At 40.9% G+C, this 22,416-nt stretch carries 27 protein-coding genes; 18 read left to right on the top strand and 9 right to left on the bottom strand.

The window, feature by feature from the left end:
- Positions 1–37: 37 nt before the first annotated feature.
- Positions 38–1,663, top strand: coding sequence for a pyridoxal-dependent aspartate 1-decarboxylase PanP (panP, locus tag GQR45_RS16605; RefSeq protein ID WP_024594075.1), 1,626 nt, complete (start codon positions 38–40; stop codon positions 1,661–1,663).
- Positions 1,664–1,716: 53 nt separating this feature from the next.
- Here the strand turns inward: panP and serA are convergent, their stop codons facing one another.
- The 5 genes from serA to metK form a co-directional block, all read right to left on the bottom strand.
- Positions 1,717–2,946, bottom strand: a complete 1,230-nt coding sequence (serA, locus tag GQR45_RS16600) for a phosphoglycerate dehydrogenase (RefSeq protein WP_024594074.1) — start codon at positions 2,944–2,946, stop codon at positions 1,717–1,719.
- Positions 2,947–2,955: 9 nt separating this feature from the next.
- Complete coding sequence (rpiA, locus tag GQR45_RS16595) at positions 2,956–3,609, bottom strand: ribose-5-phosphate isomerase RpiA (protein ID WP_024591469.1); 654 nt, start codon at positions 3,607–3,609, stop codon at positions 2,956–2,958.
- Between the two features lie 53 nt (positions 3,610–3,662).
- Positions 3,663–4,259 (bottom strand): 5-formyltetrahydrofolate cyclo-ligase, encoded by a 597-nt coding sequence (locus GQR45_RS16590; RefSeq protein ID WP_165726528.1) that lies wholly within the window; start codon positions 4,257–4,259, stop codon positions 3,663–3,665.
- An 18-nt stretch (positions 4,260–4,277) separates the two neighbouring features.
- Positions 4,278–4,826: a hypothetical protein gene (locus tag GQR45_RS16585; protein WP_165726527.1), complete on the bottom strand. Its 549-nt coding sequence runs from the start codon at positions 4,824–4,826 to the stop codon at positions 4,278–4,280.
- A 175-nt stretch (positions 4,827–5,001) separates the two neighbouring features.
- Positions 5,002–6,153 (bottom strand): methionine adenosyltransferase, encoded by a 1,152-nt coding sequence (metK, locus tag GQR45_RS16580; RefSeq protein ID WP_101164183.1) that lies wholly within the window; start codon positions 6,151–6,153, stop codon positions 5,002–5,004.
- A gap of 304 nt (positions 6,154–6,457) precedes the next feature.
- Between metK and tkt the strand changes: the two genes are divergently transcribed.
- The 7 genes from tkt (at position 6,458) to GQR45_RS16545 (ending at position 12,365) form a co-directional block, all read left to right on the top strand.
- Positions 6,458–8,449 (top strand): transketolase, encoded by a 1,992-nt coding sequence (gene tkt, locus GQR45_RS16575; protein WP_165726526.1) that lies wholly within the window; start codon positions 6,458–6,460, stop codon positions 8,447–8,449.
- A gap of 184 nt (positions 8,450–8,633) precedes the next feature.
- Entirely contained in the window at positions 8,634–8,948 is a 315-nt protein-coding gene (locus GQR45_RS16570; protein ID WP_002958974.1) for a pyrimidine/purine nucleoside phosphorylase, read from the top strand.
- Between the two features lie 177 nt (positions 8,949–9,125).
- A complete protein-coding gene (gene raiA, locus GQR45_RS16565; RefSeq protein ID WP_007584763.1) occupies positions 9,126–9,482 on the top strand; it encodes a ribosome-associated translation inhibitor RaiA in 357 nt (118 codons plus the stop codon).
- Positions 9,483–9,950: 468 nt separating this feature from the next.
- Positions 9,951–11,126 (top strand): divalent metal cation transporter, encoded by a 1,176-nt coding sequence (locus GQR45_RS16560; protein ID WP_121954520.1) that lies wholly within the window; start codon positions 9,951–9,953, stop codon positions 11,124–11,126.
- Between the two features lie 71 nt (positions 11,127–11,197).
- Entirely contained in the window at positions 11,198–11,653 is a 456-nt protein-coding gene (locus tag GQR45_RS16555; RefSeq protein WP_165726525.1) for a GNAT family N-acetyltransferase, read from the top strand.
- A 78-nt stretch (positions 11,654–11,731) separates the two neighbouring features.
- On the top strand, positions 11,732–12,064 hold the full coding sequence (locus GQR45_RS16550; RefSeq protein ID WP_039486712.1) for a type II toxin-antitoxin system RelE/ParE family toxin: 333 nt from the start codon (positions 11,732–11,734) through the stop codon (positions 12,062–12,064).
- Entirely contained in the window at positions 12,051–12,365 is a 315-nt protein-coding gene (locus GQR45_RS16545) for a type II toxin-antitoxin system MqsA family antitoxin (protein ID WP_165726524.1), read from the top strand. Before GQR45_RS16550 ends, GQR45_RS16545 begins: the two co-directional genes overlap by 14 nt.
- A 30-nt stretch (positions 12,366–12,395) precedes the next feature.
- On the opposite strand, the gene GQR45_RS16540 is transcribed toward GQR45_RS16545, so the two are convergent.
- The 4 genes from GQR45_RS16540 to GQR45_RS16525 form a co-directional block, all read right to left on the bottom strand.
- Positions 12,396–13,157, bottom strand: a complete 762-nt coding sequence (locus GQR45_RS16540; protein WP_165726523.1) for a hypothetical protein — start codon at positions 13,155–13,157, stop codon at positions 12,396–12,398.
- A 9-nt stretch (positions 13,158–13,166) separates the two neighbouring features.
- Positions 13,167–14,354, bottom strand: coding sequence for a VWA domain-containing protein (locus GQR45_RS16535; RefSeq protein ID WP_165726522.1), 1,188 nt, complete (start codon positions 14,352–14,354; stop codon positions 13,167–13,169).
- Positions 14,355–14,620: 266 nt separating this feature from the next.
- Complete coding sequence (locus tag GQR45_RS16530) at positions 14,621–15,469, bottom strand: MoxR family ATPase (RefSeq protein WP_010554437.1); 849 nt, start codon at positions 15,467–15,469, stop codon at positions 14,621–14,623.
- A 52-nt stretch (positions 15,470–15,521) separates the two neighbouring features.
- Positions 15,522–15,761: a DUF1653 domain-containing protein gene (locus GQR45_RS16525; protein ID WP_024594065.1), complete on the bottom strand. Its 240-nt coding sequence runs from the start codon at positions 15,759–15,761 to the stop codon at positions 15,522–15,524.
- 60 nt (positions 15,762–15,821) lie between these two features.
- Here GQR45_RS16525 and GQR45_RS16520 point away from each other — a divergent pair, with 60 nt between their 5' ends.
- The 10 genes from GQR45_RS16520 to GQR45_RS16475 all read left to right on the top strand — a co-directional run bounded on the left by GQR45_RS16520 (position 15,822) and on the right by GQR45_RS16475 (position 22,397).
- Complete coding sequence (locus GQR45_RS16520; protein ID WP_010554439.1) at positions 15,822–16,301, top strand: DUF2947 domain-containing protein; 480 nt, start codon at positions 15,822–15,824, stop codon at positions 16,299–16,301.
- 74 nt (positions 16,302–16,375) lie between these two features.
- Entirely contained in the window at positions 16,376–17,011 is a 636-nt protein-coding gene (locus GQR45_RS16515) for a hypothetical protein (RefSeq protein ID WP_002958964.1), read from the top strand.
- 37 nt (positions 17,012–17,048) lie between these two features.
- Positions 17,049–17,336: a cell division protein FtsB gene (gene ftsB, locus GQR45_RS16510; protein WP_007584772.1), complete on the top strand. Its 288-nt coding sequence runs from the start codon at positions 17,049–17,051 to the stop codon at positions 17,334–17,336.
- The gene (gene ispD, locus GQR45_RS16505; RefSeq protein ID WP_165726521.1) at positions 17,326–18,027 is read left to right on the top strand and encodes a 2-C-methyl-D-erythritol 4-phosphate cytidylyltransferase; all 702 of its coding nucleotides are present in this window, start codon (positions 17,326–17,328) and stop codon (positions 18,025–18,027) included. The genes ftsB and ispD overlap by 11 nt, the downstream gene beginning before the upstream one ends.
- Positions 18,024–18,521 carry a 2-C-methyl-D-erythritol 2,4-cyclodiphosphate synthase gene (ispF, locus tag GQR45_RS16500; RefSeq protein WP_165726520.1) on the top strand — a complete coding sequence of 166 codons (498 nt, stop codon included), beginning with the start codon at positions 18,024–18,026 and terminating at the stop codon, positions 18,519–18,521. Before ispD ends, ispF begins: the two co-directional genes overlap by 4 nt.
- On the top strand, positions 18,518–19,570 hold the full coding sequence (locus tag GQR45_RS16495; RefSeq protein WP_165726519.1) for a tRNA pseudouridine(13) synthase TruD: 1,053 nt from the start codon (positions 18,518–18,520) through the stop codon (positions 19,568–19,570). The genes ispF and GQR45_RS16495 overlap by 4 nt, the downstream gene beginning before the upstream one ends.
- Complete coding sequence (gene surE, locus GQR45_RS16490; RefSeq protein WP_165726518.1) at positions 19,551–20,315, top strand: 5'/3'-nucleotidase SurE; 765 nt, start codon at positions 19,551–19,553, stop codon at positions 20,313–20,315. The genes GQR45_RS16495 and surE overlap by 20 nt, the downstream gene beginning before the upstream one ends.
- Positions 20,305–20,943, top strand: a complete 639-nt coding sequence (locus GQR45_RS16485; RefSeq protein ID WP_007584780.1) for a protein-L-isoaspartate(D-aspartate) O-methyltransferase — start codon at positions 20,305–20,307, stop codon at positions 20,941–20,943. The genes surE and GQR45_RS16485 overlap by 11 nt, the downstream gene beginning before the upstream one ends.
- A gap of 9 nt (positions 20,944–20,952) precedes the next feature.
- Positions 20,953–21,531 (top strand): YqaA family protein, encoded by a 579-nt coding sequence (locus GQR45_RS16480; protein ID WP_165726517.1) that lies wholly within the window; start codon positions 20,953–20,955, stop codon positions 21,529–21,531.
- Positions 21,532–21,572: 41 nt separating this feature from the next.
- Complete coding sequence (locus tag GQR45_RS16475) at positions 21,573–22,397, top strand: peptidoglycan DD-metalloendopeptidase family protein (RefSeq protein ID WP_165726516.1); 825 nt, start codon at positions 21,573–21,575, stop codon at positions 22,395–22,397.
- Positions 22,398–22,416 lie beyond the last annotated feature (19 nt).

The following is a 22,416-nucleotide window of genomic DNA, read 5'->3' as shown; positions in this document are numbered from 1 at the left end:
TAAGCGCGTGTTTTAGCTACACACACTAGGTATTGAGATGGATCAAAAGCGTTGTGCCGTCGCCTCTAAAGAAAGCCTTAAGCGTATATTTACTGTACCTGAAGCGCCAGACTCAACTTTAAGCAAAATCGAGCTTGAAATTTCGAGTAATTTAGCAGGTTTTCTAAACGAAAATATAGCGGCAATTGAAAAACCATTACATGAAATCGAAAAAGATTTTCAGTCGGCAGTGATCCCAGAGGATCCAACGTTTGTATCTGCTTATGCCCAAGACATAATGGAGCAACTTGTTGCGCATTCTGTGCATACAGCTGCGCCTAGCTTTATTGGTCACATGACCTCTGCCTTGCCGCATTTTTTATTACCGCTGTCAAAATTGATGGTAGGGCTAAATCAAAATCTAGTAAAAATAGAAACGTCTAAAGCGTTTACGCCTCTTGAGCGTCAAGTGCTTGGAATGATGCATCATTTAGCTTATGGACAAGAAGACTCGTTTTATTCTAAATGGATGCACAGTGCTAAAACCTCATTAGGTGCATTTTGCTCTGGTGGAACTGTTGCTAATATTACTGCGCTTTGGATTGCGCGAAACCGCTTATTAAAACCCGATGGCGATTTTAGAGGTATCGGCGCACAAGGCTTAATTGCCGGTATGCTGCATTACGGTTATAAAGGTTTAGCAGTATTAATATCAGAACGCGGACATTACTCACTAGGTAAATCGGTTGATTTACTCGGTATTGGTCGCGATAACTTAATTGGTATTAAAACCTGCGAAAATAATAAAGTAGATGTAGGAGCTATGCGCGAAAAAGCACGTGAGCTTGAATCGCAAGGCATTAAAGTAATGGCGATTATTGGGGTAGCGGGTACAACCGAAACCGGTAATATTGACCCACTTGATGAAATGGCCGACTTAGCACAAGACATTAACTGCCATTTTCATGTAGATGCTGCATGGGGAGGAGCAACCCTTTTATCGAACACGCATCGCCCTTTACTAAAAGGGATTGAGCGAGCAGATTCAATTACCATCGATGCACATAAACAAATGTATGTACCAATGGGAGCGGGCTTAGTTTTATTTAAAGATCCCGCTGCAACTGATGCAATAGAGCATCACGCTGAGTACATATTACGTAAAGGTTCAAAGGACTTAGGTAGCCACACGCTAGAAGGCAGCCGACCTGGTATGGCAATGTTAGTACATGCTTGCTTACGTGTTATTGGTCGTAAAGGTTATGAAATGCTGATTGATCGAAGCATCAAAAAAGCACATTACTTTGCTGATTTAATTAAAGCTGATGAAGACTTTGAGCTTATTTCAGAACCTGAATTGTGCTTATTAACGTATCGTTATGTACCTAAGCAAATTAAACAAGCAATAGCCGATGCAGATGCTGCAACTCGGTTAGATATTTTTGCCTCTCTGAATCGTTTTACTGCCAGTATGCAAAAACGTCAGCGAGAGTCTGGTCGCTCATTTGTATCACGTACTCGTTTAACGCCTTCTAAATACGACAATCAACCTACAGTTGTATTTAGAGTGGTACTTGCAAACCCGCTTACTTCAGGTGCTATTTTAAAAGAGATATTAGCTGAGCAAAAAGAGTTGGCAGCAACAGATCCGGTATTCAAAAAATACTTAAGAAAGTATATGTAATCTAAATACAAAAAAGGGTCCATAAGGACCCTTCTTAATATCAAAAGTACTTATTAATGTAAAATACGTGCTCTAATTGTACCCTCAACAGCGCTTAGTTCTTTAAGTGCTACTTCAGATTGATCTGTATCTACATCAATAACTACATAACCAATAGATGCGTCTGTTTGTAGGTATTGCGCAGCAATGTTAATACCGTGCTGTGCAAACGCTTGGTTAATTTGCGTTAGTACACCAGGGCGGTTGTGGTGCACGTGTAATAAACGGCTGCGATTAGCAAGTTCAGGCAGCGATACTTCAGGGAAGTTAACGGCAGTAATAGTTGAGCCATTATCTGAGTATTTAGCCAGTTTGCCCGCTACTTCAATACCAATGTTTTCTTGTGCTTCTTGTGTAGAACCACCAATGTGCGGCGTTAAAATAACATTGTCGAATTGGCGCAGTGGCGATACAAATTCTTCATCGTTAGATTTTGGCTCAGTAGGGAACACATCGATTGCTGCACCACTTAGTTTTTTCTCTGTTAGTGCTTCTGCAAGTGCATCAATATCAACAACAGTTCCGCGTGAAGCGTTGATCAAAATAGATCCCTGCTTCATAACAGCAAGTTCTGCACTACCAATAAGGTTTTTAGTTTGCGGTGTTTCTGGTACGTGTAAACTAATAATATCAGAGCGTTGTAATAGCTGAGTTAGGTTGTGAACTTGCTTTGCATTACCCAGTGATAACTTATCTTCGATATCGTAATATTCAACGTTCATACCGATATTTTCAGCCATAATACCTAGCTGAGTACCAATGTGACCGTAGCCAATAATACCTAATGTTTTACCACGTGCTTCAAACGAACCATTTGCTGTTTTTAACCAGCCACCACGATGAGCCGCTGCATTACGCTCTGGAATACCGCGTAATAAAAGTAGGATTTCACCAAGTACAAGTTCAGCAACTGAACGAGTATTAGAAAATGGTGCGTTAAATACAGCAATACCGCGTTCGCGTGCTGCATCTAAATCAACTTGGTTTGTACCAATACAAAAACACCCAACAGCAACTAGCTTGTCAGCTGAGTCTAATACGGCTTGGTTAATATGAGTACGAGAACGAAGTCCTACAAAGTGAACATCTTTAATGCGCTCTTTTAATTCGTCCTCAGGTAAGGATGTTTTAACGTAGTCGATATTGCTGTAACCGTTACGTTTTAGCGTTTCAACAGCGCTTTGGTGAACACCTTCAAGCAAGAGAATTTTAATTTTGTCTTTTGCTAACGATACCTTACTCATAACCTCATCCTATTTAATTTGTGGCCCATTTTTAGTACCGATAATCACTTTATCAGCACCACGCATTGCAAATAGGCCGTTGGTAACTACGCCAACAATTGAATTTATTTGTGCTTCAAGTTGTTTAGCATTGGTAATTTTTAAGTTAAATACATCTAATATAACGTTACCGTTATCGGTAACTACGCCTTGGCGATAAACAGGGTCACCACCAAGCTTTAATAATTCTCGTGCAACGTAGCTGCGAGCCATTGGAATAACTTCTACCGGAAGCGGGAAGTCGCCTAATGTTTTTACTAATTTGGTGTCATCTACAATGCACACAAATTGTTTAGCTACAGCGGCTACTATTTTTTCGCGAGTAAGGGCTGCACCGCCACCTTTAATCATTTCGTTTTGATCGTTTATTTCGTCAGCGCCGTCAACGTATACATCTAAAGCAGCAACGTTATTAAGCTCAAATACTTCAATACCTAACGCTTGTAAGCGCGCGGTTGAGGCTTCTGAGCTTGATACAGCGCCTACAATAGTGTCCTTTACTGAACCAAGGGCATCAATAAAGTGATTAACAGTAGAGCCTGTACCCACACCTACAATAGTGTTTTCTTTTACAAACTCGAGTGCTGCCCAAGCAGCTGCTTTTTTTAATTCGTCTTGTGTCATTGCTTTGTGCTCATGTATGTCAGAAATATGCGGTTAGTAATCAAATTTAATTGTTACCAACAGTATGTTTTATCTGGGGTGATAATGGTTTTAAGTGGTACATCCCACGACTCGATTGGTAGAGCCTCAACTTTTTGGCATTCATGTGCAAGGCCAATTAGTTGTGGTTTTTGCCAATTTTGTTCGTGTAAACGTGCCAATGTCCGGTCGTAAAACCCACCTCCCATTCCTAGGCGATTACCTTGTTTATCAAATGCAACTAATGGCATAAGGAGGTAATCAAGCACTGGTAATGGGCATATTTGAGAGCAGTTCAGCTTAGGCTCCAAGATACCATAGCGATTTGCTCTCATGGGTGAGTTTTTCTCATGGCGCTGAAATAGTAAATTAGCGCCATTGAATGGGTGTATTATAGGTAGGTAAACGGTATGGTTTAAACTCCATAATTCTTTAATTAACAATGAAGTGTCTAGCTCTCCATCGTTACTTAAGTAAATGGCAATATGCTTTGAATTCGTTGTTTTTTCGCTTTTTAAATGTTGAATAAAATTCATTTTTAGCGATTGCGCAGCAATTATTTGCTGATTATTTGACAAGTTTTTACGGGTGTTACGAATTTTCGCTCTTATTTTTGCGCGTTTATTGCTCATTAAATTAATTAACCATTCTTAAAAAGAGAATAAATCGGGAAAAATTAAAAAAACAGCCAGTACGACTAGTAAAATGGTGGCAGTTGCAATCAATGAATATAAAAGTAAGTTACTGCGTTTTTTAGGAGGCGCTAAATCATCACCTAGCATTAGATCGTCACCTTGCCATTCGTCAATACTTTCGTCTGGTGCTTTTAATTGAGCTTCAGGAAGGCGTTGCTCTAACTCGTCTAACTTTTCTTCAAGGCGAATTAAGCTGCTAGTGATGTAATCGAGTGCATCAAAAATACGTTCGTCACGTTGGTTGTTATTTGCAGCAGGGGTTGAGCCATTTTGAATGATGTTTGAAACAGCTTGAAGCTTACTTTTAATGCCTAAGCCTGCTAGTAACTTAGCCTGTTTTAACGCTTTGTCTTTATCGCTTGGTGCAAACAGCGGCTTACCTTTAAAAAAAAGAGCTACTTTTTCATCTGACGTTTTTAATTTTGCAGCTAAATTTGTACATGCTGTTTTTATGTCAACGTTATCGGCAAGTCCTGCAAATATAACGCGAAAGTTATCGGCCATTTAACTGTCCCTAAAGCTTTTATAATGAAATGAGTATATACCTAAAGTACAAAAGAATTCGAGGTCGATTTAATAGTTATTTTGTAGACGCGCTACAAACAATATAGCGAATAAGTTTTAGATGCAAAAACGGCCCTTAAAAGGGCCGTTTTTAATTTACTACAACAATTTTGGCTTAAAGGCCGGCAGCTGCGCGAAGTGCGTCTGCTTTATCTGTACGTTCCCAAGGGAATTCGTCACGACCAAAGTGGCCGTAAGCCGCTGTAGGAAGGTAGATAGGGCGCTCTAAATCAAGCATTTGAATTAAGCCGTAAGGGCGCAGGTCAAAATGTTCACGAATAAGCTCGATTAAACGGCTTTCTTCTAGCTTGCTTGTACCAAACGTTTCAACGCTGATAGAAGTAGGCTCTGCAACACCAATTGCGTAAGAGACTTGTAGCTCACACTTGTCAGCAAGACCAGCAGCAACAATGTTTTTAGCAACGTAACGTGCAGCGTATGCTGCTGAACGGTCAACTTTTGATGGATCTTTACCAGAGAATGCACCACCACCGTGACGAGCCATACCACCGTATGTATCTACAATGATTTTACGACCAGTTAAACCACAGTCACCCATTGGTCCGCCAATTACAAAGCGACCTGTTGGGTTAATGAAAAACTTAGTTGCACTTGTGATAAGTTCTGCAGGAAGTACCGGCTTAATGATTGTTTCCATCACAGCTTCTACTAAATCTTTTTGCGAAATGTCTTCGCTGTGCTGAGTAGAAAGCACTACAGCATCAATACCTACAGGTTTGCCATTTTCGTATGCAAAAGTAACTTGAGATTTTGCATCTGGACGTAACCAGTTAAGCTCGCCGCTTTTACGAACCTCAGCTTGGCGCTGTACTAAACGGTGTGAGTAAGTAATTGGAGCAGGCATTAGTACTTCTGTTTCGTTACATGCGTAACCAAACATTAAGCCTTGGTCGCCAGCGCCTTGCTCTTCTGGGCTAGTACGGTCAACACCTTGGTTAATGTCAGGAGACTGTTTACCAATAGTGTTTAAAATTGCACATGAATCGGCATCAAAGCCCATGTCTGAATTTGTGTAGCCAATGTCACGAATTGTTTTACGTGTAATTTCTTCGATATCAACCCATGCGCTAGTAGTGATTTCACCACCAACCATAACCATACCGGTTTTTACGTAAGTTTCGCATGCAACACGGGCATGAGAGTCTTGCTCTAGGATAGCATCAAGTACCGCATCAGAGATTTGATCGGCGATTTTATCCGGATGACCTTCAGAAACTGATTCAGAAGTAAATAAATGTTTTGCCATTGTAATTCTGCTCACAAATATTGCGCTTCACAAACGTCGGTATTAGCGCTAAAAAATTAAGGGGCGTATTTTATCGAAAACAAAACACCTTGCATAGTGTTTTTACGCCTAGACGTCTAAATAAAATTACTAATAACTTTTTGGTCTTAAAAAATATTCATAATGCCTCACTTTTATAGGGTTTTTAATTGCACACAGCCCCCACAATAAGTAAGAATGGTCGGTATAAACGAACCCAAGTTACTTGGGTGCATAAACAAACACATAAATACCCGCGCAAATACACATAAAGGTAGGAGAATTCATGCCATCTCGCAAAGAACTTGCAAATGCTATTCGCGTCTTGTCAATGGACGCAGTACAAAAGGCCAAATCTGGTCACCCTGGAGCCCCTATGGGCATGGCTGATATCGCAGAAGTATTATGGCGCGATTATCTAAAACATAACCCAACGAATCCAGAGTGGGCTGACCGTGACAGATTTATTCTTTCAAACGGCCACGGTTCAATGCTTATCTATTCTCTATTGCACCTAAGTGGTTACGACTTACCACTGGACGAAATTAAAAACTTCCGTCAAATGCATTCTAAAACACCAGGTCACCCTGAATATGGCTATGCACCAGGAATCGAGACTACTACGGGTCCATTAGGTCAAGGGATCACAAATGCCGTAGGTATGGCAATTGCTGAAAAAGCGCTAGCTGCACAGTTTAACCGTGAAGGTCACGATATTGTTGATCACTTTACCTATGCATTTATGGGCGATGGCTGCCTTATGGAAGGTATTTCTCATGAAGCAGGTTCACTTGCAGGCACATTAGGTCTGGGTAAACTTGTTGCATTTTGGGATGACAACGGCATCTCAATCGATGGCGAAGTAGAAGGTTGGTTTACAGATGATACACCGGCTCGCTTTAAAGCATACGGTTGGCATGTAATTAGTGGTGTTGATGGCCACGACAGCGATGCTGTAAGTGCTGCAATCGCAGAAGCAAAAAGCGTTACCGATAAACCTTCACTAATTTGTTGTAAAACAATTATTGGTTACGGCTCACCTAATAAATCAGGCAGCCATGATTGTCACGGTGCACCACTGGGTGATGACGAAATTAAAGCATCTCGCGAATTTTTAGGTTGGACTGGCGATGCTTTCGAAATTCCTGATGATATTTACGCACAGTGGGATGGCAAAGAAAAAGGCAAGCAGCTTGAATCAAGCTGGGACGAAAAATTTGCAGCATACGCAAAAGCATACCCAGAGCTTGCAACTGAATACAAACGTCGTATTAATAACGAACTGCCTGGCGATTGGGCTGCAAAATCTCAAGCGTACATTGAGCAATTACAAGCAAACCCTGCAAACCCAGCGTCTCGTAAAGCATCTCAAAATGCATTAAACGCATTTGGTCCGTTATTACCAGAATTTATGGGTGGCTCAGCCGATTTAGCTGGCTCAAACTTAACAATTTGGGATGGCTCTAAAGGTTTAACACGCGATGATGCAAGCGGTAACTACATTTATTACGGTGTGCGTGAGTTTGGTATGTCGGCAATTATGAATGGTATTGCCCTTCATAAAGGCTTTATTCCTTACGGTGCTACGTTCTTAATGTTTGTTGAATATGCAAAAAATGCTGTACGTATGGCTGCATTAATGAAGCAACCAAGCATTTTTGTATACACGCACGATTCAATCGGCCTAGGTGAAGATGGCCCAACTCACCAACCAGTAGAGCAAATTGCAAGCATGCGTTTAACGCCTAACTTATACAACTGGCGTCCATGTGACCAAGTTGAGTCGGCAATTGCATGGCAACAAGCTATTGAGCGTAAAGACGGCCCTACATCGCTTATCTTTACTCGCCAAGGTCTTGAGCAACAAGCACGTGACGCACAGCAATTAAGTGACGTTAAAAAGGGTGGTTACATCCTTAGCTGTGACGGCAATCCAGAGATTATCTTTATTGCGACGGGTTCTGAAGTACAACTAGCACAAGATTCAGCTAAAGAGCTACGCAGCCAAGGTAAAAAGGTACGTGTTGTATCTATGCCATGTACTGATGCCTTTGAAGATCAAAGCGCAGCATACAAAGAAAGCGTATTACCGGCATCTGTTTCACGCCGCGTAGCAGTAGAAGCAGGTATTGCTGACTACTGGTACAAGTACGTAGGCCTAAACGGCGCAGTAGTAGGTATGACTACCTTTGGTGAGTCAGCACCTGCAGGCGAGCTGTTTGAGCACTTTGGTTTTACAGTGGCAAACATTGTAAGCAAAGCAAACGAGCTTTTTTAATCGCTTTGATTAAATAAAGTAAGTAATTGAAAAACCCGCACATGTTGCGGGTTTTTTTATGCCCTTACATGAAGCAACTTCACCTTGATCAATGCAGCTTTCCTTGCAAGAAAGTAAGCTATCAGGCAAGGTAGTGCGATAAAATTTATAAATAAAAATCTTAAATTAATAGCAGGAGCTAAAAATGCCAAAGTTCGATAACGTGAGTGTAGTAAAAAAAGCCAATGTATATTTTGACGGAAAAGTGTCAAGTCGTACCGTTATTTTAGGTGATGGCGAAGCGAAAACGTTAGGCTTTATGCAACCAGGTGAGTTTGTTTTTGATACAAACCAAAAAGAGTGCATGGAGCTTTTAGCTGGCCAATGGGATATTTTATTACCAGGCGCAAGTGAGTGGAAAACATTTAACGCGGGTGAATCGTTTAATGTTGATGCAAATGTAAGCTTTAAAGTAAAAGTATCTGATTTTGCTGACTACTGTTGTTCGTACACAGATTAATCAGTACAGCTAGACGTCTGAAAGCCCATGCACTATGGGCTTTGCATAAACTTTGCGCAACGCATGATTTAAATCACCAAAAACCGCAAATAAACCTCAAATATCTCTCTTTTTTCCTTGTGTTAATCTAAATAGCCCCCAATACTATTTATGAGGTAACAAATAAAAGGATACCCTATGAAAATTAATCTTTCTGGTCACCATGTTGAAGTTACTGACTCTATTAGAGAGCACATCAACGAAAAATTTTCAAAAATCGAGAGCCATTTCCCATCGCTTATTGCACTCGAAATTATTTTGTCTAAAGAACATCATAAAATCCAAGCTGAAATTAGCACTAATTATGAAGGCACGCGCATATCGGTAAAAGGGGAAAACGAAGTTATGTACCCTGCCATTGCAAGTGCGGCTAAAAAACTCGATGCAGCACTAAAACATCGAAAAGGGCAGATAAAAGCAAACTTACACGAAAAGCCTGTTAGCACTACACCTGAAATCGCACACGAGATCATCCAAGAGATGGATCTTAAATAAAATTTAGTCACAAAGTATTGTAAAAAAGAGCCGTATGGCTCTTTTTTATTGCCTGTAATTTAGGTAAGTTATGCGTTCTTGCAGTTTATTAATTATAAAGGTTAGGGTCTGTTTATCTTTCGAGGTTGAATTTACAGCTGTATGTTGGGCTTTAAGGCAAGGCAGAGCCTATGTAGTGTGGTTCTTCCCCATAAATAGGCGATAACGCAGCATAAAAGCCCAACATACGCTGCCCAAAGGGTTCTGCCTAGGGACGATTAACTCTTTATTGCTCGATTTTTACTTAGCCCACTAGGTTACAAACCTCGCGCTGCGATTAAATCGCCCCTAGGTTGAATAAATTTCAATCCTGAAAGGTCAACAGACCCTGATAAAAAGAACACACAACACACATATTTTGAGAAATTAATGCACACAATAAAAGCAGTATGGAAGTCTCGACTAGGTGCGCTTGGGCCTGGAATACTCATGGCAACAGCCGCTATTGGCGGATCTCACCTAGTTGCCTCTACGCAAGCTGGGGCAATATTTGGCTGGCAATTATTTTGGCTTATCCTCGTTGTTAATGTTTTAAAGTACCCATTTTTTCGCTTTGGTATGGAATACACACTCGCCACTAAAAATAGCCTAGTGGAGGGCTATAAAAGCAAAGGTCCGTTTTACTTCTACAGTTTTATTGGCTTAAACATTGTTGCCGCTGTTGTTAATACCGCCGGCGTATTACTGCTTACCGCAAGCTTACTGCATTACGCCTTACCCGTGGTTATTGAAGTAACCTTGCTTTGCTGGATGCTGCTGGGTGTATGTTTAGTTATATTGCTACTTGGACACTTTAAAGCGCTAGATAACGTTGCCAAAGGTATTATGGGGCTGCTTACGCTCGCTACTTTGATTGCCCTTGCCATTGCATTTAGTAACGGCCCAATGGCACCTGCTGATTATGTGGGACCTTCACCGTATGAACTTGCCATGCTTAGCTTTATGGTGGCTTTAATGGGCTGGATGCCAGCCCCTATCGAAATATCTGCATTAAGTTCTTTATGGCTAAAAGAAAAACAAGCGCAGCAAACAGTTTCTAAAAGCCAAGGCTTGTTCGATTTTAACGTAGGTTACTGGCTTACAGCTGGCTTAGCCTTGGTATTTTTTAGCTTAGGTGTATTAGTGCAGTACGGGCAAACCAGTAGTATAGAACTCGGCGGTGTCGCGTTTGCCAAGCAGCTTATTGATATGTACGCATTAACAATAGGCGAGTGGGCAAGGCCGCTTGTATCAGCAATCGCCTTTTTATGTATGTTTGGCACTACACTCACCGTGCTAGATGGCTACGCCCGCACGCTTAACGAATCTCATAAACTACTTGGCTTTAAGCAATCAAAACACAGCTTAAATATTTGGTTAATACTACAAGCACTTGCCGGTATGGCCGTTATTTTATTTTTTAAATCAGCCCTTGGCCCCATGCTTACGTTTGCTATGACACTTTCATTTGTTACAACGCCTGTATTTGCATGGCTCAACTTTAGCCTTGTGCGATCAGAGCCTGCTATTAAGCATAGCGTTTTACTACGTAGTTTAACGTGGTTAGGTTTGGTGTACTTAGTTGGGTTTGCTGTCGCTTTTGTAGTGTGGAAACTAGCATTCTAAATACAGCCACTTACTTTAGGGTTTTAATTAAAGCCCTCAAGCATTAAATTCTAGGATTAAACGAGGTATAAATGGATATTAGAATAGGTGAGCTTTCAAACCCACACGTTATAAAGTTACTACAAGCGCATCATAACGATATGTTAAAACACTCACCCGTTGAGAGCGTACATGCACTAGATGTGAGTAAACTCACTCAGCCCGATATAACTTTTTATAGCTTATGGATTGATAATAATTTAGCGGGTGTTGGCGCTTTAAAAGCACTAAATACAACGCATGGCGAAATTAAATCAATGCGCACATCAAGCAGCTATTTACGCCAAGGCATAGCCGCTAAGTTACTCACGCATCTTGTTGAGCAAGCGACCTTGCGAGGTTATAAAAAGTTAAGCTTAGAAACCGGCACTGCAAAGACATTTTTGCCCGCACAAAAGCTTTACGCTCAATTTGGTTTTAAAGAGTGCGAACCCTTTGGTGATTATGAGTTAGATCCTTACAGCTTGTTTATGAGTAAAGCGCTTTAGCTAAAGCAAGAGATACCTGCCGCTACTCGTTTAAAATCTTCAATTGAATTTATACGCTAACTGCGTATACTTTAATGTATGAAAAGCCTATTTGTTGAATCAAACATATTCGAAAAGTACCGAGAGTTGTACTTGAGTGATGACGAGTATCGTTTATTTCAAGCAGATCTAATGGTTAACCCAAAACAGGGCGATGTTATTCAAGGAACAGGCGGCTTACGTAAAATACGAGTTGCGAGCAAAGGAAAGGGTAAGCGTGGTGGTTCAAGAGTTATATATTATTACTTGGACGACAAAAGACGTTTTTATCTACTCACTATTTACAGTAAAAACGAAGTAACCGATTTAACAGCAGATCAGAAAAAGCAATTAAAAGAATTCTTAGAGGTGTGGCGCAATGAGCAAACGTGATTTATTTTCAGAATTAACTACAGCACTTGTGGACGCTAAAGCGCATTCACAAGGAAAGCTTACGTTACGTTCTCATGCAGTAAAGGATATCAACGATCTTGCTATCTCACCCAATGAAATAGTAAATATTCGAGAAACATTTAATATGTCGCGTGGGGTATTTGCAAACATTCTACATACATCAGCAAGAACGCTCGAAAACTGGGAACAAGGACGCAGCGCACCGAATGGGCAAGCGATAACTTTGCTAAAGCTTGTACAGCGTCATCCTGAGACGCTAAATCATATAGCTGAGTTATAGAGTTTTAATAAGGTAGTACGGGCTGAATGCTTACTCGTCACAATAAACGTCGCTGAATTTATATTTACCTTCGTATTTTTTAAAAAGTTTCGATTCATCTAGTTTAGGTAAGTCTAAAATATCTTCATCATTTTCAGCCACTGTTTTTGATAGAAGCTTATACCTGGGTGAAATAGTTTCGTAAAACTCTGCGGTATTTATCTCTATGCTTTTTATAAGCCCTAAAGCTTCGCTGCCCCAGTTAACTAAAGATGAGTTGACTAATGCTGTGTTTTTATATTTTAGTTGCTCTTTTTTTAAGGTGTCATGAGCGCGATATTTATCTTCATAATCCCGAACACTCGCCTCCTTAGTTGCCTTTATTCTAGAAAGCTCAGCTTGCAAAAATGCATCTGATAAACCTTTTTCATCAGCAATTTTAAAAGCTTCAGCATCATCATACTCTGAAAGTCTCAAATGTTCATATAGATCGAAAATTTGAACTTGAGATTCTCTAAGCTCGAAAGAGATACAGTAAAAATGTGATATATCATTTAGCAAAACAATACTTAAATTGTACTTTTTTTCATTAACCCAAGTGTTTCTTACTTTCCAAGCTATACAGGCTAAAGCGATAGTTGCTAACATTATTACAAAGGTACTGGTAGAAGTTATCCAGTTAGCAAGGCTATCTTGTTTAAATTTGCTTAGTAGTATATCCATAATTGAATTCGTAGAAATACCTACGATGAATCCAATTAATATGAGGAGAGTACAAATAAGCCATTCATTTGAATAAATACTTTTTTTCATGTTATTCCTTTAACTCAGCTCTTTTATCGCTCTACTTATCCCATCTAAACTCAGCGCATACATGCGGTTGTTCATTAACTCTTTTATAAAGCCAATTGATTGATAGTACGGCCAGTGTTCAACGGGTTGTGGGTTGAGCCAGGCGACTTTATCAAAGTGGTTTGTTATACGTTGTAACCATGCACTGCCGGGCTCTTCATTGTAGTGTTCTACAGAGCCGCCAGCATAAGCTATTTCGTATGGGCCCATAGTAGCATCGCCAACAAATATTACTTTATAGTCGCTGGTAAATTTATTAATCAGCGTCATGGTGTCTATTACGTTTGAATGGCGGCGCGCGTTATCTTGCCATACATGCTCGTATAAACAGTTGTGAAAGTAGTAAAATTCTAGGTGTTTAAATTCGCTGTGGGCGGCGCTAAATAATTCTTCGCAGGTGTGAATGTAGTCATCCATTGAGCCGCCAATATCAAACAGCATGAGTACTTTTACTGCATTGTGGCGCTCGGGCGCCATTTTTACATCAAGCATGCCGCCTTGTTTTGCAGTAGCGCGAATAGTCTCGTTTAAATCAAACGTGTCGCTTGCGCCAGTGCGGGCAAACTTTCGTAACTTTTTAAGGGCGAGTTTAACTGTGCGCGAACTAATTTCTCTGTCGGTGTCGAGGTTTTTGTATTCTCGTTTATCCCACACTTTTACCGCTTGGCGGTTACGATTGCCGTCTTGACCTATGCGCACGCCTTCTGGGTTATAGCCGTATGCACCAAAAGGTGATGTGCCGCCAGTGCCTACCCATTTATTGCCACCTGCGTGGCGTTTTTGTTGCTCTTCTAAACGCTCTTTTAGGGTTTTCATAAGCTCATCGAGCCCGCCCATGGCTTTAAGTTGGGCTTTTTCTTCATCGCTTAGGTTTTTTTCGAATTCTTTACGTAGCCAGTCTTCAGGTAAGTTGTGCTGTTGCTTTAAGCTCTCGAGCAAATCGAGGTCAGCAATACCACTAAAATAGTCGCTAAAGGCTTTGTCAAATCGGTCAAAGTGCGTTTCGTCTTTTACCATTATAGTGCGTGCTAAATGGTAAAAGGCGTCTACGTCGGCAAATATAACGCCTTTTTTTAAGGCGTTAATTAAGTCGAGTAACTCGCGCAGGCTCACCGGTAAACGGTATTTACGTAGCGTGAAAAAAAACTGTACTAACATATTAGGGCCTGTTTATCTTTCGAGGTTAAATTTGCAGCAGTGTGTTTGGTATTTAGGCAAGGCAGAGCCTATGTAGTGTGGTTATTCCCCATAAATAGGCGATAACACAGCATAAATACCAAACACGCGCTGCCTGAAGGTTCGTCCTAGGGACGATTAACTCTTTGTTGCTCGGCTTTTACTTAGCCCACTAGGTTACAAACCTCGCGCCACGATTAAATCGTCCCTAGTTAGAACAAATTTTAATCCTAAAAGGTCAACAGGCCCTAGCGACGGCTCATAAAGGCGAGTTTTTCGATTAGGCTTATATCTTGCTCATTTTTAAGTAATGCGCCAAACATGGGCATTAATCCGCCTTTTTTAGCTTTGTCGTGCAGTGTTTTAGCGTCTATGTCTTCTGCCATAAGCAGTTTAAGCCAGTCGAGTAATTCGCTAGTGGATGGCTTCTTTTTAAGGCCGTTAGCTTCGCGCAGGTTAAAAAACACCTCGAGTGCTTGGCGTACTAAATCCTGTTTAACGTTAGGGTAGTGCACGTCAATAATTTGCTGCATTTCGTCGCTGCTCGGAAAATCAATATAGTGAAAAAAGCAGCGGCGTAAAAATGCGTCCGGTAATTCTTTTTCATTATTGGAAGTGATGATCACAATAGGGCGCTCTTTTGCGACAATACGCTCGTTAGTTTCATAAACATGAAACTCCATTTTATCAAGCTCAAGTAGTAAGTCGTTTGGGAACTCTATGTCGGCTTTGTCTATTTCATCAATTAATAGTACTGGGCGTTTGCCGTTAAGCTCTGCATACGTAAATGCCTGCCAAAGCTTACCTTTAACGATGTAGTTGCCAATATTGTGTACACGCTCGTCACCTAATTGGCTGTCGCGCAGGCGCGAAACCGCGTCGTACTCGTATAAACCCTGCTGCGCTTTAGTGGTCGATTTTATATGCCACTGAATAAGCGTGGTATCTAAGCTTTTAGCCAACTCCTCAGCCAGCATGGTTTTACCTGTGCCTGGTTCGCCTTTAATTAAAAGTGGTTTTTCAAGCATAATGGCAGCATTTACAGCTTGTTTAAGCGCGCTACTCGCTATGTAATTATCAGTTGAATTAAATTGCACGGTGTACCCTTGTCTGGTCTGAGGAGTAAGTTATTTTGTTATAATGCCATAGTTAAACGGCAGGTCCAAGGTAGGCAAAACGCTGTATGACCTCACCTTCTTTTTCAACAGTTTCTAAAAACATACTAAGTGGGCGCGCCCACATACCAAATTCACCATATAGCGCTTGATAAATCACAAGCTGCTCCTCGGTTTCGCTATGGGTGGCAACATGAACAACTTTGTATTGCGGCCCTTTGTAGTGTTGGTATATGCCTGGTTTGAGTGAAAGTGGTTTTATTGCTGTAGTCATGTTTTGATCTCTTGTATAATTTGGCTTTGCACTTTTAATGTTAACTAATTTGCCAATACTATGAACTATATTTCGCTAGATGATTACAAAAAAGCATGGGTTTTTCGTCATAAAGACTTACCTGTATCAGATGAAGACGCAGTAAAAATAAAGCCTATGGGCGATGAGCGCGCAGCCGTACTTTGGACAACCATGGTAAGCCGTGAGTTTGATCACCCAGATTTTTTTGAAGACACCGATTGGTGTGGCCAAGAAAAAAGCTTTAGCCAAGAAGTAGATTGGCAAGATGCGTGGGAAAATGGTGATGCGCAACCACCAGAAGCAATCTTAACGTTTTTAGATTGGGAAGCTAACACCACTGTTTATTTTTGTATGGCACGCGATAATATTATCGAAACAACATTTGATGTATTTAAACGCAATTGGCAAAACTTTATGTTTTTAGCTGATGGCAGTTTGCTGATTGGTAAAAAGCGTAATACGGTTGTGCAATTTTTAGAATCAGGTAAAGCAAAATTAGGTGAAAAGCCAAGCGCTTAATTAGTGCGCTGCGCTTAAAAAACATTCAATACTGTGTTATAAAACATTTACCTGAATATTTTTGAGTACAGCTTTTGGTCGCTAAAAATCAGTCACTTGGTGCTCAGCAGCAAGTTGAAATTTGGCAAACTGATGCACAAAAAGTGTTGTATGCACAATTGTGCAATGCGTTTTATCAGCGTGAGGTTCAGCGATTAGTTGCAGAGCCTAATGCCGATAAACTGCGCCGTCAGTTAAAAAGCCTACCTTATTATATTGAGCGAGCTGCAACGTTAGTTGCCAATGGTGACACGCCTTTTACGCTTGATGCACAAAATGGTACGTGGCTTGAAAAGCAAAAACCGACCCCACCCGATGTGAATGTTCAAGCTAATGAACTTTTTTATCAAACGTATGCCAAAGTGGGGCTTATAGTGCCCGTTATATTACATGGCTACGATCAGGTGCGTCTTAGAATAGACAGTATCGATCAGTTAGGCGAAAATAAGCTGCATTGTAACGAGCTTGGTTGGTTTGATTTTTTAGGAAATGGGCTAGAGCAGCAAAATGCTCAGTTAATAAAGCCAAGTAAAGTGAGTTTAACCGCGGCATGTTGCGGGCATCAGTGGCAATTTTCGAAGCGTTGTATGCCACGGGTTTTATCACTACGCGAAATGCTTTTAGCGGGTAGTATTAATTGGCGCAATTTAAAGCGCCCCTTAGCGTATTAAAGTTAAGGTATTTGGAATTTAAAATAAGGAGTGTTAAATGCGTATTTTTCAAGTTGGCTTACTGTGCTTAGCACTGTTTGTACAATACAGATTATGGTTTGGTCATAATGGTTTACAAGACTACACACGGCTAAAAGGTGCTGTAGCGTCGCATCAAGAAACCAACGAAAAGCTCATTAAACGTAATAAAGTACTTAAAGCAGATATTGAAGACTTAAAGCTTGGCCAAGAAGGCATTGAAGAGCGTGCACGCAACGAATTGGGAATGATTAAACCGGACGAAACATTTATTCGTGTTTTACCGGGCAAACAATATGACAAATAAACAGACTATTGCAGCAATTGTACCTGCTGCGGGCGTTGGCAGTAGAATGCAGCACAATGCGCCTAAGCAATATATACAATTAGCCGGTAAAACCATTTTAGAACACACCTTAGCTAAACTTTCTCAATTATCTCAATTACGTACTATTGTTGTTGCCCTTAGCGACAGCGACCCCTATTTTGACGAACTCCCAATACTTGATAAGCGCATTGTTCGCGCCAGTGGCGGAAAAGAGCGTGCAGATTCAGTACTCAATAGCTTACTTTTTTTAGCGCCTAACCCCCCAACATGGGTGTTGGTGCACGACGCTGCCCGTCCGCTAGTTAATATCAGTGATATAGAACGTTTAATTAGTGAGTGTATAAGCGCTGATGAAGGGGGTATTTTAGCTACCAAAGTAAAAGACACTATAAAACGTGGCCACACTCATGCATTGCAAACTGTGCCGCGAGATGATTTATGGCAAGCACTTACCCCCCAACTTTTTAAATATGACGAGCTTAAAAATGCACTTCAAAACGCATTAGCAAGTGGGGCAACTATTACCGATGAAGCAAGCGCAATTGAATGGGCGGGTAAACCGGTAAAGCTTGTTGCAGGTCGCAGCGATAATATTAAAATAACCACGCCAGAGGATTTAGATTTGGCTGGATTTTTACTACACAAACAACAAAACGAGAGTGCATTATGATACGAATTGGCCATGGTTTTGACGTACATAAATTTGGCGGCGAAGGCCCGTTAACTATTTGTGGTGAAAAAATTGATTACCCACAGGGCTTTTTAGCGCACTCAGATGGTGATGTTGCTATTCATGCATTATGCGATGCTATTTTAGGCTCGCTTGCAATGGGTGATATTGGTAAGCACTTCCCAGATACGGCAAGCGAGTATGAAAATATCGATAGCCGTATTTTACTTCGCCATGTGGTGAGCTTAGTTAAAGAGCAAGGTTATGTAATTGGCAATGGCGATGTGACTATTGTTGCACAGGCGCCAAAAATGCTGCCACACATTCAAGCTATGCGTGCTAATTTAGCCAGCGATTTAAATTGTGACCTTAGCCAAATTAACGTTAAAGCCACTACTACCGAAAAGCTAGGCTTTGAAGGACGCAGGGAAGGTATTTCGAGCCATGCAGTGGTTATTATGAGTAAAGAGTCTATGAGTACAAAAAACGCATGAGCGATCTAAATTATTTATACGGTGCGCCGCTTTCTAAAGCTGATTTTAAAACCACTGCTGAAGACTTTATGGTTGATGAAGACTTAGGTATAGAGTTTACCGGTAGTGGCGAACACGTGTGTTTGCAGGTGGTTAAAAAAGGCGAAAATACGCAATATGTTGCCAAGCTAATTGCGCAGCGTGCGGGTGTTTCACCGCGAGACGTAAGTTACGCCGGCATGAAAGATCGCCACGGTGTGTGCTCACAGTGGTTTAGTGTAAAAGTACCGATTAAAAAGCCTATCGATTTTAGCGATTTAAATAACGAGAGTATTTTTATTGTGTCGCAACAGCGCCACGACCGTAAATTACGCACGGGCTGCCACAAAGGTAATAAATTTACTATTACGCTTCGTAACGTAACCAAGCCCCTTGATATTTTATGCCGCATTAACGCAGTACGCGCAGGTGTGCCTAATTACTTTGGCGAACAACGATTTGGGCATGGCGGTCATAACTTAGTTATGGCTGAAAAAATGTTTGCCGGTGAGCGCATTCGCGATAAAAAACTGCGCGGTATTATTATTTCAGCAGCGCGCTCTCATGTGTTTAATCAAATAGTAAATTTACGTGTTAAAGAGCATGGTTTAGCTAAAACAATGCACCGTGAAGTATTTATGCTCAGCGGCAGTAATGCATTTTTTGAAGATGCAATTAACGACGAAAACATAGAGCGATTAGCTACTGGCGATATTATGATGTCGGCACCTATGGTGGGGAAAAGCGAAAAAGGTTTAACTGAACAAGAAAAAATATGGCTTGAACCTTTCCAAACATGGTGTGATGGCTTGGGTGAGTTAGGCCTTAAAAATGAGCGCAGAATGCTGCGTTTAATTCCGCAAAACTTAACGGTTGAGACCATAGATGAAACCAGTTTAAAGCTGAGTTTTGGTTTGCCAAAAGGGTGTTTTGCAACCGCATTATTACGCGAGCTGGTGGATTACACAGATGCAAGCCCACGAGAGCGCAAAGAAAAGGATAATGACATAAATGAAGATACTGTTAAGTAACGATGATGGTGTAAATGCTAAAGGTATTGCGGTTTTATATCAGGCGCTTATACAAATTGCAGACGTAACCCTTGTTGCACCAGATCGCAACTGTAGTGGCGCAAGTAATTCTTTAACATTAATGAACCCGCTACGAGCGACTACACTCGAAAATGGTTTTATGTCGGTAAATGGCACACCTACTGATTGTGTGCATTTAGGTGTCAATCAGTTAGCTAATGAAAAACCAGACCTTGTTGTTGCTGGCATTAACCATGGTGCCAATTTAGGCGACGATACGCTTTATTCTGGCACCGTTGCAGCTGCAACTGAAGGTCGCCATTTGGGCTTACCTGCAATTGCAGTATCGCTTTGCTCACATAAGGGCGAGCATTTTGAAACAGCCGCTGCTGTTACCGTTAATATTATTAAAGGTTTGGCTTCGCATCCGCTTCCTAAAGATCAAATCATAAATATAAATGTGCCAGATATTCCATTAAGTGAATTAAAAGGGGTGCAAGTAACACGTTTAGGCGCTCGTCATAAAGCAGAAACCATGACCAAACAAACCGATCCTTGGGGTCGAGATATTTATTGGTATGGATCGCTGGGCATAGAAAGTGATGCAGGTGAGGGTACCGACTTTTACGCAATCAATAACGGTTATGCCTCAGTTACGCCATTAAGTGTTGATATGACAGCCAAAGACAGCCTAAAAGCAGTAGGAGACTGGTTAGCCGATTTGGAGATTAATCGTGCTCGCTAATTATACCCGCAGTGCAAAAGCGCTATCTGACTTACTAAAGCGCGAAGGCGTTGAAGATACACAAGTACTGAGTGCTATAGCTGATATTCCGCGACATATATTCGTAGACGATGTGCTAAAACACAAAGCTTATGAAAATACGGCGCTACCTATTGGGCAAGGGCAAACTATTTCCCAGCCTTATATAGTAGCGCGCATGACAGAGCTACTTCGCTTAGCTGGTGTACGCAATAAAGTGCTGGAAATTGGTACTGGCTCTGGATATCAAACTGCAATATTAGCCAAAACGTTTACAAAAGTTTATTCGGTAGAGCGTATTAAAACGCTTCAGTGGCAGGCAAAGCGTCGATTGCAACAACTCGATTTATATAATGTAACCATGAAGCATGGTGATGGTTGGCAAGGCTGGCAATCACAAGCACCTTTTGATGGTATTATAGTGACTGCTGCGGCCTCTAAAGTTCCGCAAGACTTACTTGCTCAGTTAGCCGATGGAGGCGTGTTATTAGCGCCCATTGGTGAGAGCGATCAAAAATTAGTAATGGTTATTCGCGAAGGCGATAATTATAAAGAGCATGTTATTGCTCCCGTTAGATTTGTGCCGTTAGTACCTGGCGATATTGAATAGGAATTCATTTTGAAGTTGTTTACCAAGTTATACGATATGGCCCTAGTGTGGGCAAAGCACCGCCATGCGGAATGTTATTTAGCTGCAATGAGCTTTGCAGAGTCAGTTTTTTTTCCAATACCGCCCGATGTAATGCTTGCACCTATGTCGCTTGCGCAACCCAAAAAAGCATGGCGTTTTGCAAGTTTTGCCACAATAGCATCGGTTGTTGGTGGAGTAGTTGGTTACTTGCTTGGGTTTTGGCTATTTGAACCCGTTGTTGAGCCATTGATTGCACAAATGCACTGGCAAGAAAAGTTTGATATCGCATTAAATTGGTTTAAAGATTACGGTGTTTGGGTTGTGTTTTTAGCTGGTTTTTCGCCTATACCATATAAAGTATTTACCATTGGCGCAGGTGTTTTACAAATGGCATTTTTGCCATTTTTACTCGCATCGGCGATTGGACGTGGTGCGCGATTCTTTTTAGTTTCAGCCTTAATGAAGTGGGGCGGGGCTAAAATGGAAGCAAAATTACGTCAATATATTGAAATACTTGGTTGGGGATTAGTGGTATTAATTGCGCTAGCGTACTTTTTATTGCGTTAAGCGTTAAAAATATCAATTGTCTAATTTGGGAGAAAAATACAATGAATAAACAGTTTTTACTGTATGTGACTATATTTATTGGTGTTTTTCTTTCTGGTTGCTCTTCTCGCCATGTTCCTGCGCCTGTTAGCAGTCTAAATAATAATGTTAACGATTTAGGTCATACTATTAACATTAATGGAAGCAACTATAAAGTACAAAGAGGAGATACCCTTTACTCTATCGCCTTTAGTGCTGGGCAAGATGTTAGATTACTTGCAAAAAACAATTCAATTCCATCACCTTACACTATTTTTCCTGGACAAAATATCTCCTTAATCCCTAAGCCTAAAAAAATAAAAAGGGACGAAAAATATACGAATTCGAGTAAAAAGTCTACAAAAAAAACACAAAAAAATAACATAATATTAAAGAAAGAGCTTGATCCCCCAAAACAACGAGAGTATGTTCAGAAACAAGCCAGTAACAAAGTTAGTAATACTAAACGTTTGTCGAGCAGTAAAGTTAAGTGGTTTTGGCCTGCAAAGGGCAAAATTACCAAACGCTTTTCTAATAAGGAAAACGGTTATAAAGGTTTACAGATTACTAATCGCAAAGGGGCTTCAGTCTTAGCTGCGGCACAAGGAACAGTGGTATACGCGGGTAACGCTCTACGAGGTTACGGTAGTTTAATCATATTGAAACATAACGATGATTACCTAAGTGCTTATGCACATAACTCGAAATTACTTGTTAAAGAAAAGCAGAAGGTTAAGGCAGGACAAAAAATAGCAGAAATTGGTAATTCAGAATCTCCGGTCACCGCGCTTCGTTTTGAAATTCGCTACCGAGGGCAAGCTGTCAATCCTGCTAAATACCTACCCTAATTTTCAGGTATTGATAATT

The organism is Pseudoalteromonas sp. SA25, from assembly GCF_011378705.1.
Classification (GTDB): domain Bacteria; phylum Pseudomonadota; class Gammaproteobacteria; order Enterobacterales; family Alteromonadaceae; genus Pseudoalteromonas; species Pseudoalteromonas arctica.
This window is presented reverse-complemented; position numbering and strand designations above follow the sequence as displayed.

Coding starts and splice junctions, on each gene's coding strand:
- panP (WP_024594075.1), top strand. CDS start 38: ATGGATCAAAAGCGTTGTGCCGTCGCCTCTAAAGAAAGCCTTAAGCGT.
- serA (WP_024594074.1), bottom strand. CDS start 2,946: ATGAGTAAGGTATCGTTAGCAAAAGACAAAATTAAAATTCTCTTGCTT.
- rpiA (WP_024591469.1), bottom strand. CDS start 3,609: ATGACACAAGACGAATTAAAAAAAGCAGCTGCTTGGGCAGCACTCGAG.
- GQR45_RS16590 (WP_165726528.1), bottom strand. CDS start 4,259: ATGAGCAATAAACGCGCAAAAATAAGAGCGAAAATTCGTAACACCCGT.
- GQR45_RS16585 (WP_165726527.1), bottom strand. CDS start 4,826: ATGGCCGATAACTTTCGCGTTATATTTGCAGGACTTGCCGATAACGTT.
- metK (WP_101164183.1), bottom strand. CDS start 6,153: ATGGCAAAACATTTATTTACTTCTGAATCAGTTTCTGAAGGTCATCCG.
- tkt (WP_165726526.1), top strand. CDS start 6,458: ATGCCATCTCGCAAAGAACTTGCAAATGCTATTCGCGTCTTGTCAATG.
- GQR45_RS16570 (WP_002958974.1), top strand. CDS start 8,634: ATGCCAAAGTTCGATAACGTGAGTGTAGTAAAAAAAGCCAATGTATAT.
- raiA (WP_007584763.1), top strand. CDS start 9,126: ATGAAAATTAATCTTTCTGGTCACCATGTTGAAGTTACTGACTCTATT.
- GQR45_RS16560 (WP_121954520.1), top strand. CDS start 9,951: ATGGCAACAGCCGCTATTGGCGGATCTCACCTAGTTGCCTCTACGCAA.
- GQR45_RS16555 (WP_165726525.1), top strand. CDS start 11,198: ATGGATATTAGAATAGGTGAGCTTTCAAACCCACACGTTATAAAGTTA.
- GQR45_RS16550 (WP_039486712.1), top strand. CDS start 11,732: ATGAAAAGCCTATTTGTTGAATCAAACATATTCGAAAAGTACCGAGAG.
- GQR45_RS16545 (WP_165726524.1), top strand. CDS start 12,051: ATGAGCAAACGTGATTTATTTTCAGAATTAACTACAGCACTTGTGGAC.
- GQR45_RS16540 (WP_165726523.1), bottom strand. CDS start 13,157: ATGAAAAAAAGTATTTATTCAAATGAATGGCTTATTTGTACTCTCCTC.
- GQR45_RS16535 (WP_165726522.1), bottom strand. CDS start 14,354: ATGTTAGTACAGTTTTTTTTCACGCTACGTAAATACCGTTTACCGGTG.
- GQR45_RS16525 (WP_024594065.1), bottom strand. CDS start 15,761: ATGACTACAGCAATAAAACCACTTTCACTCAAACCAGGCATATACCAA.
- GQR45_RS16520 (WP_010554439.1), top strand. CDS start 15,822: ATGAACTATATTTCGCTAGATGATTACAAAAAAGCATGGGTTTTTCGT.
- ftsB (WP_007584772.1), top strand. CDS start 17,049: ATGCGTATTTTTCAAGTTGGCTTACTGTGCTTAGCACTGTTTGTACAA.
- ispD (WP_165726521.1), top strand. CDS start 17,326: ATGACAAATAAACAGACTATTGCAGCAATTGTACCTGCTGCGGGCGTT.
- ispF (WP_165726520.1), top strand. CDS start 18,024: ATGATACGAATTGGCCATGGTTTTGACGTACATAAATTTGGCGGCGAA.
- GQR45_RS16495 (WP_165726519.1), top strand. CDS start 18,518: ATGAGCGATCTAAATTATTTATACGGTGCGCCGCTTTCTAAAGCTGAT.
- surE (WP_165726518.1), top strand. CDS start 19,551: ATGAAGATACTGTTAAGTAACGATGATGGTGTAAATGCTAAAGGTATT.
- GQR45_RS16475 (WP_165726516.1), top strand. CDS start 21,573: ATGAATAAACAGTTTTTACTGTATGTGACTATATTTATTGGTGTTTTT.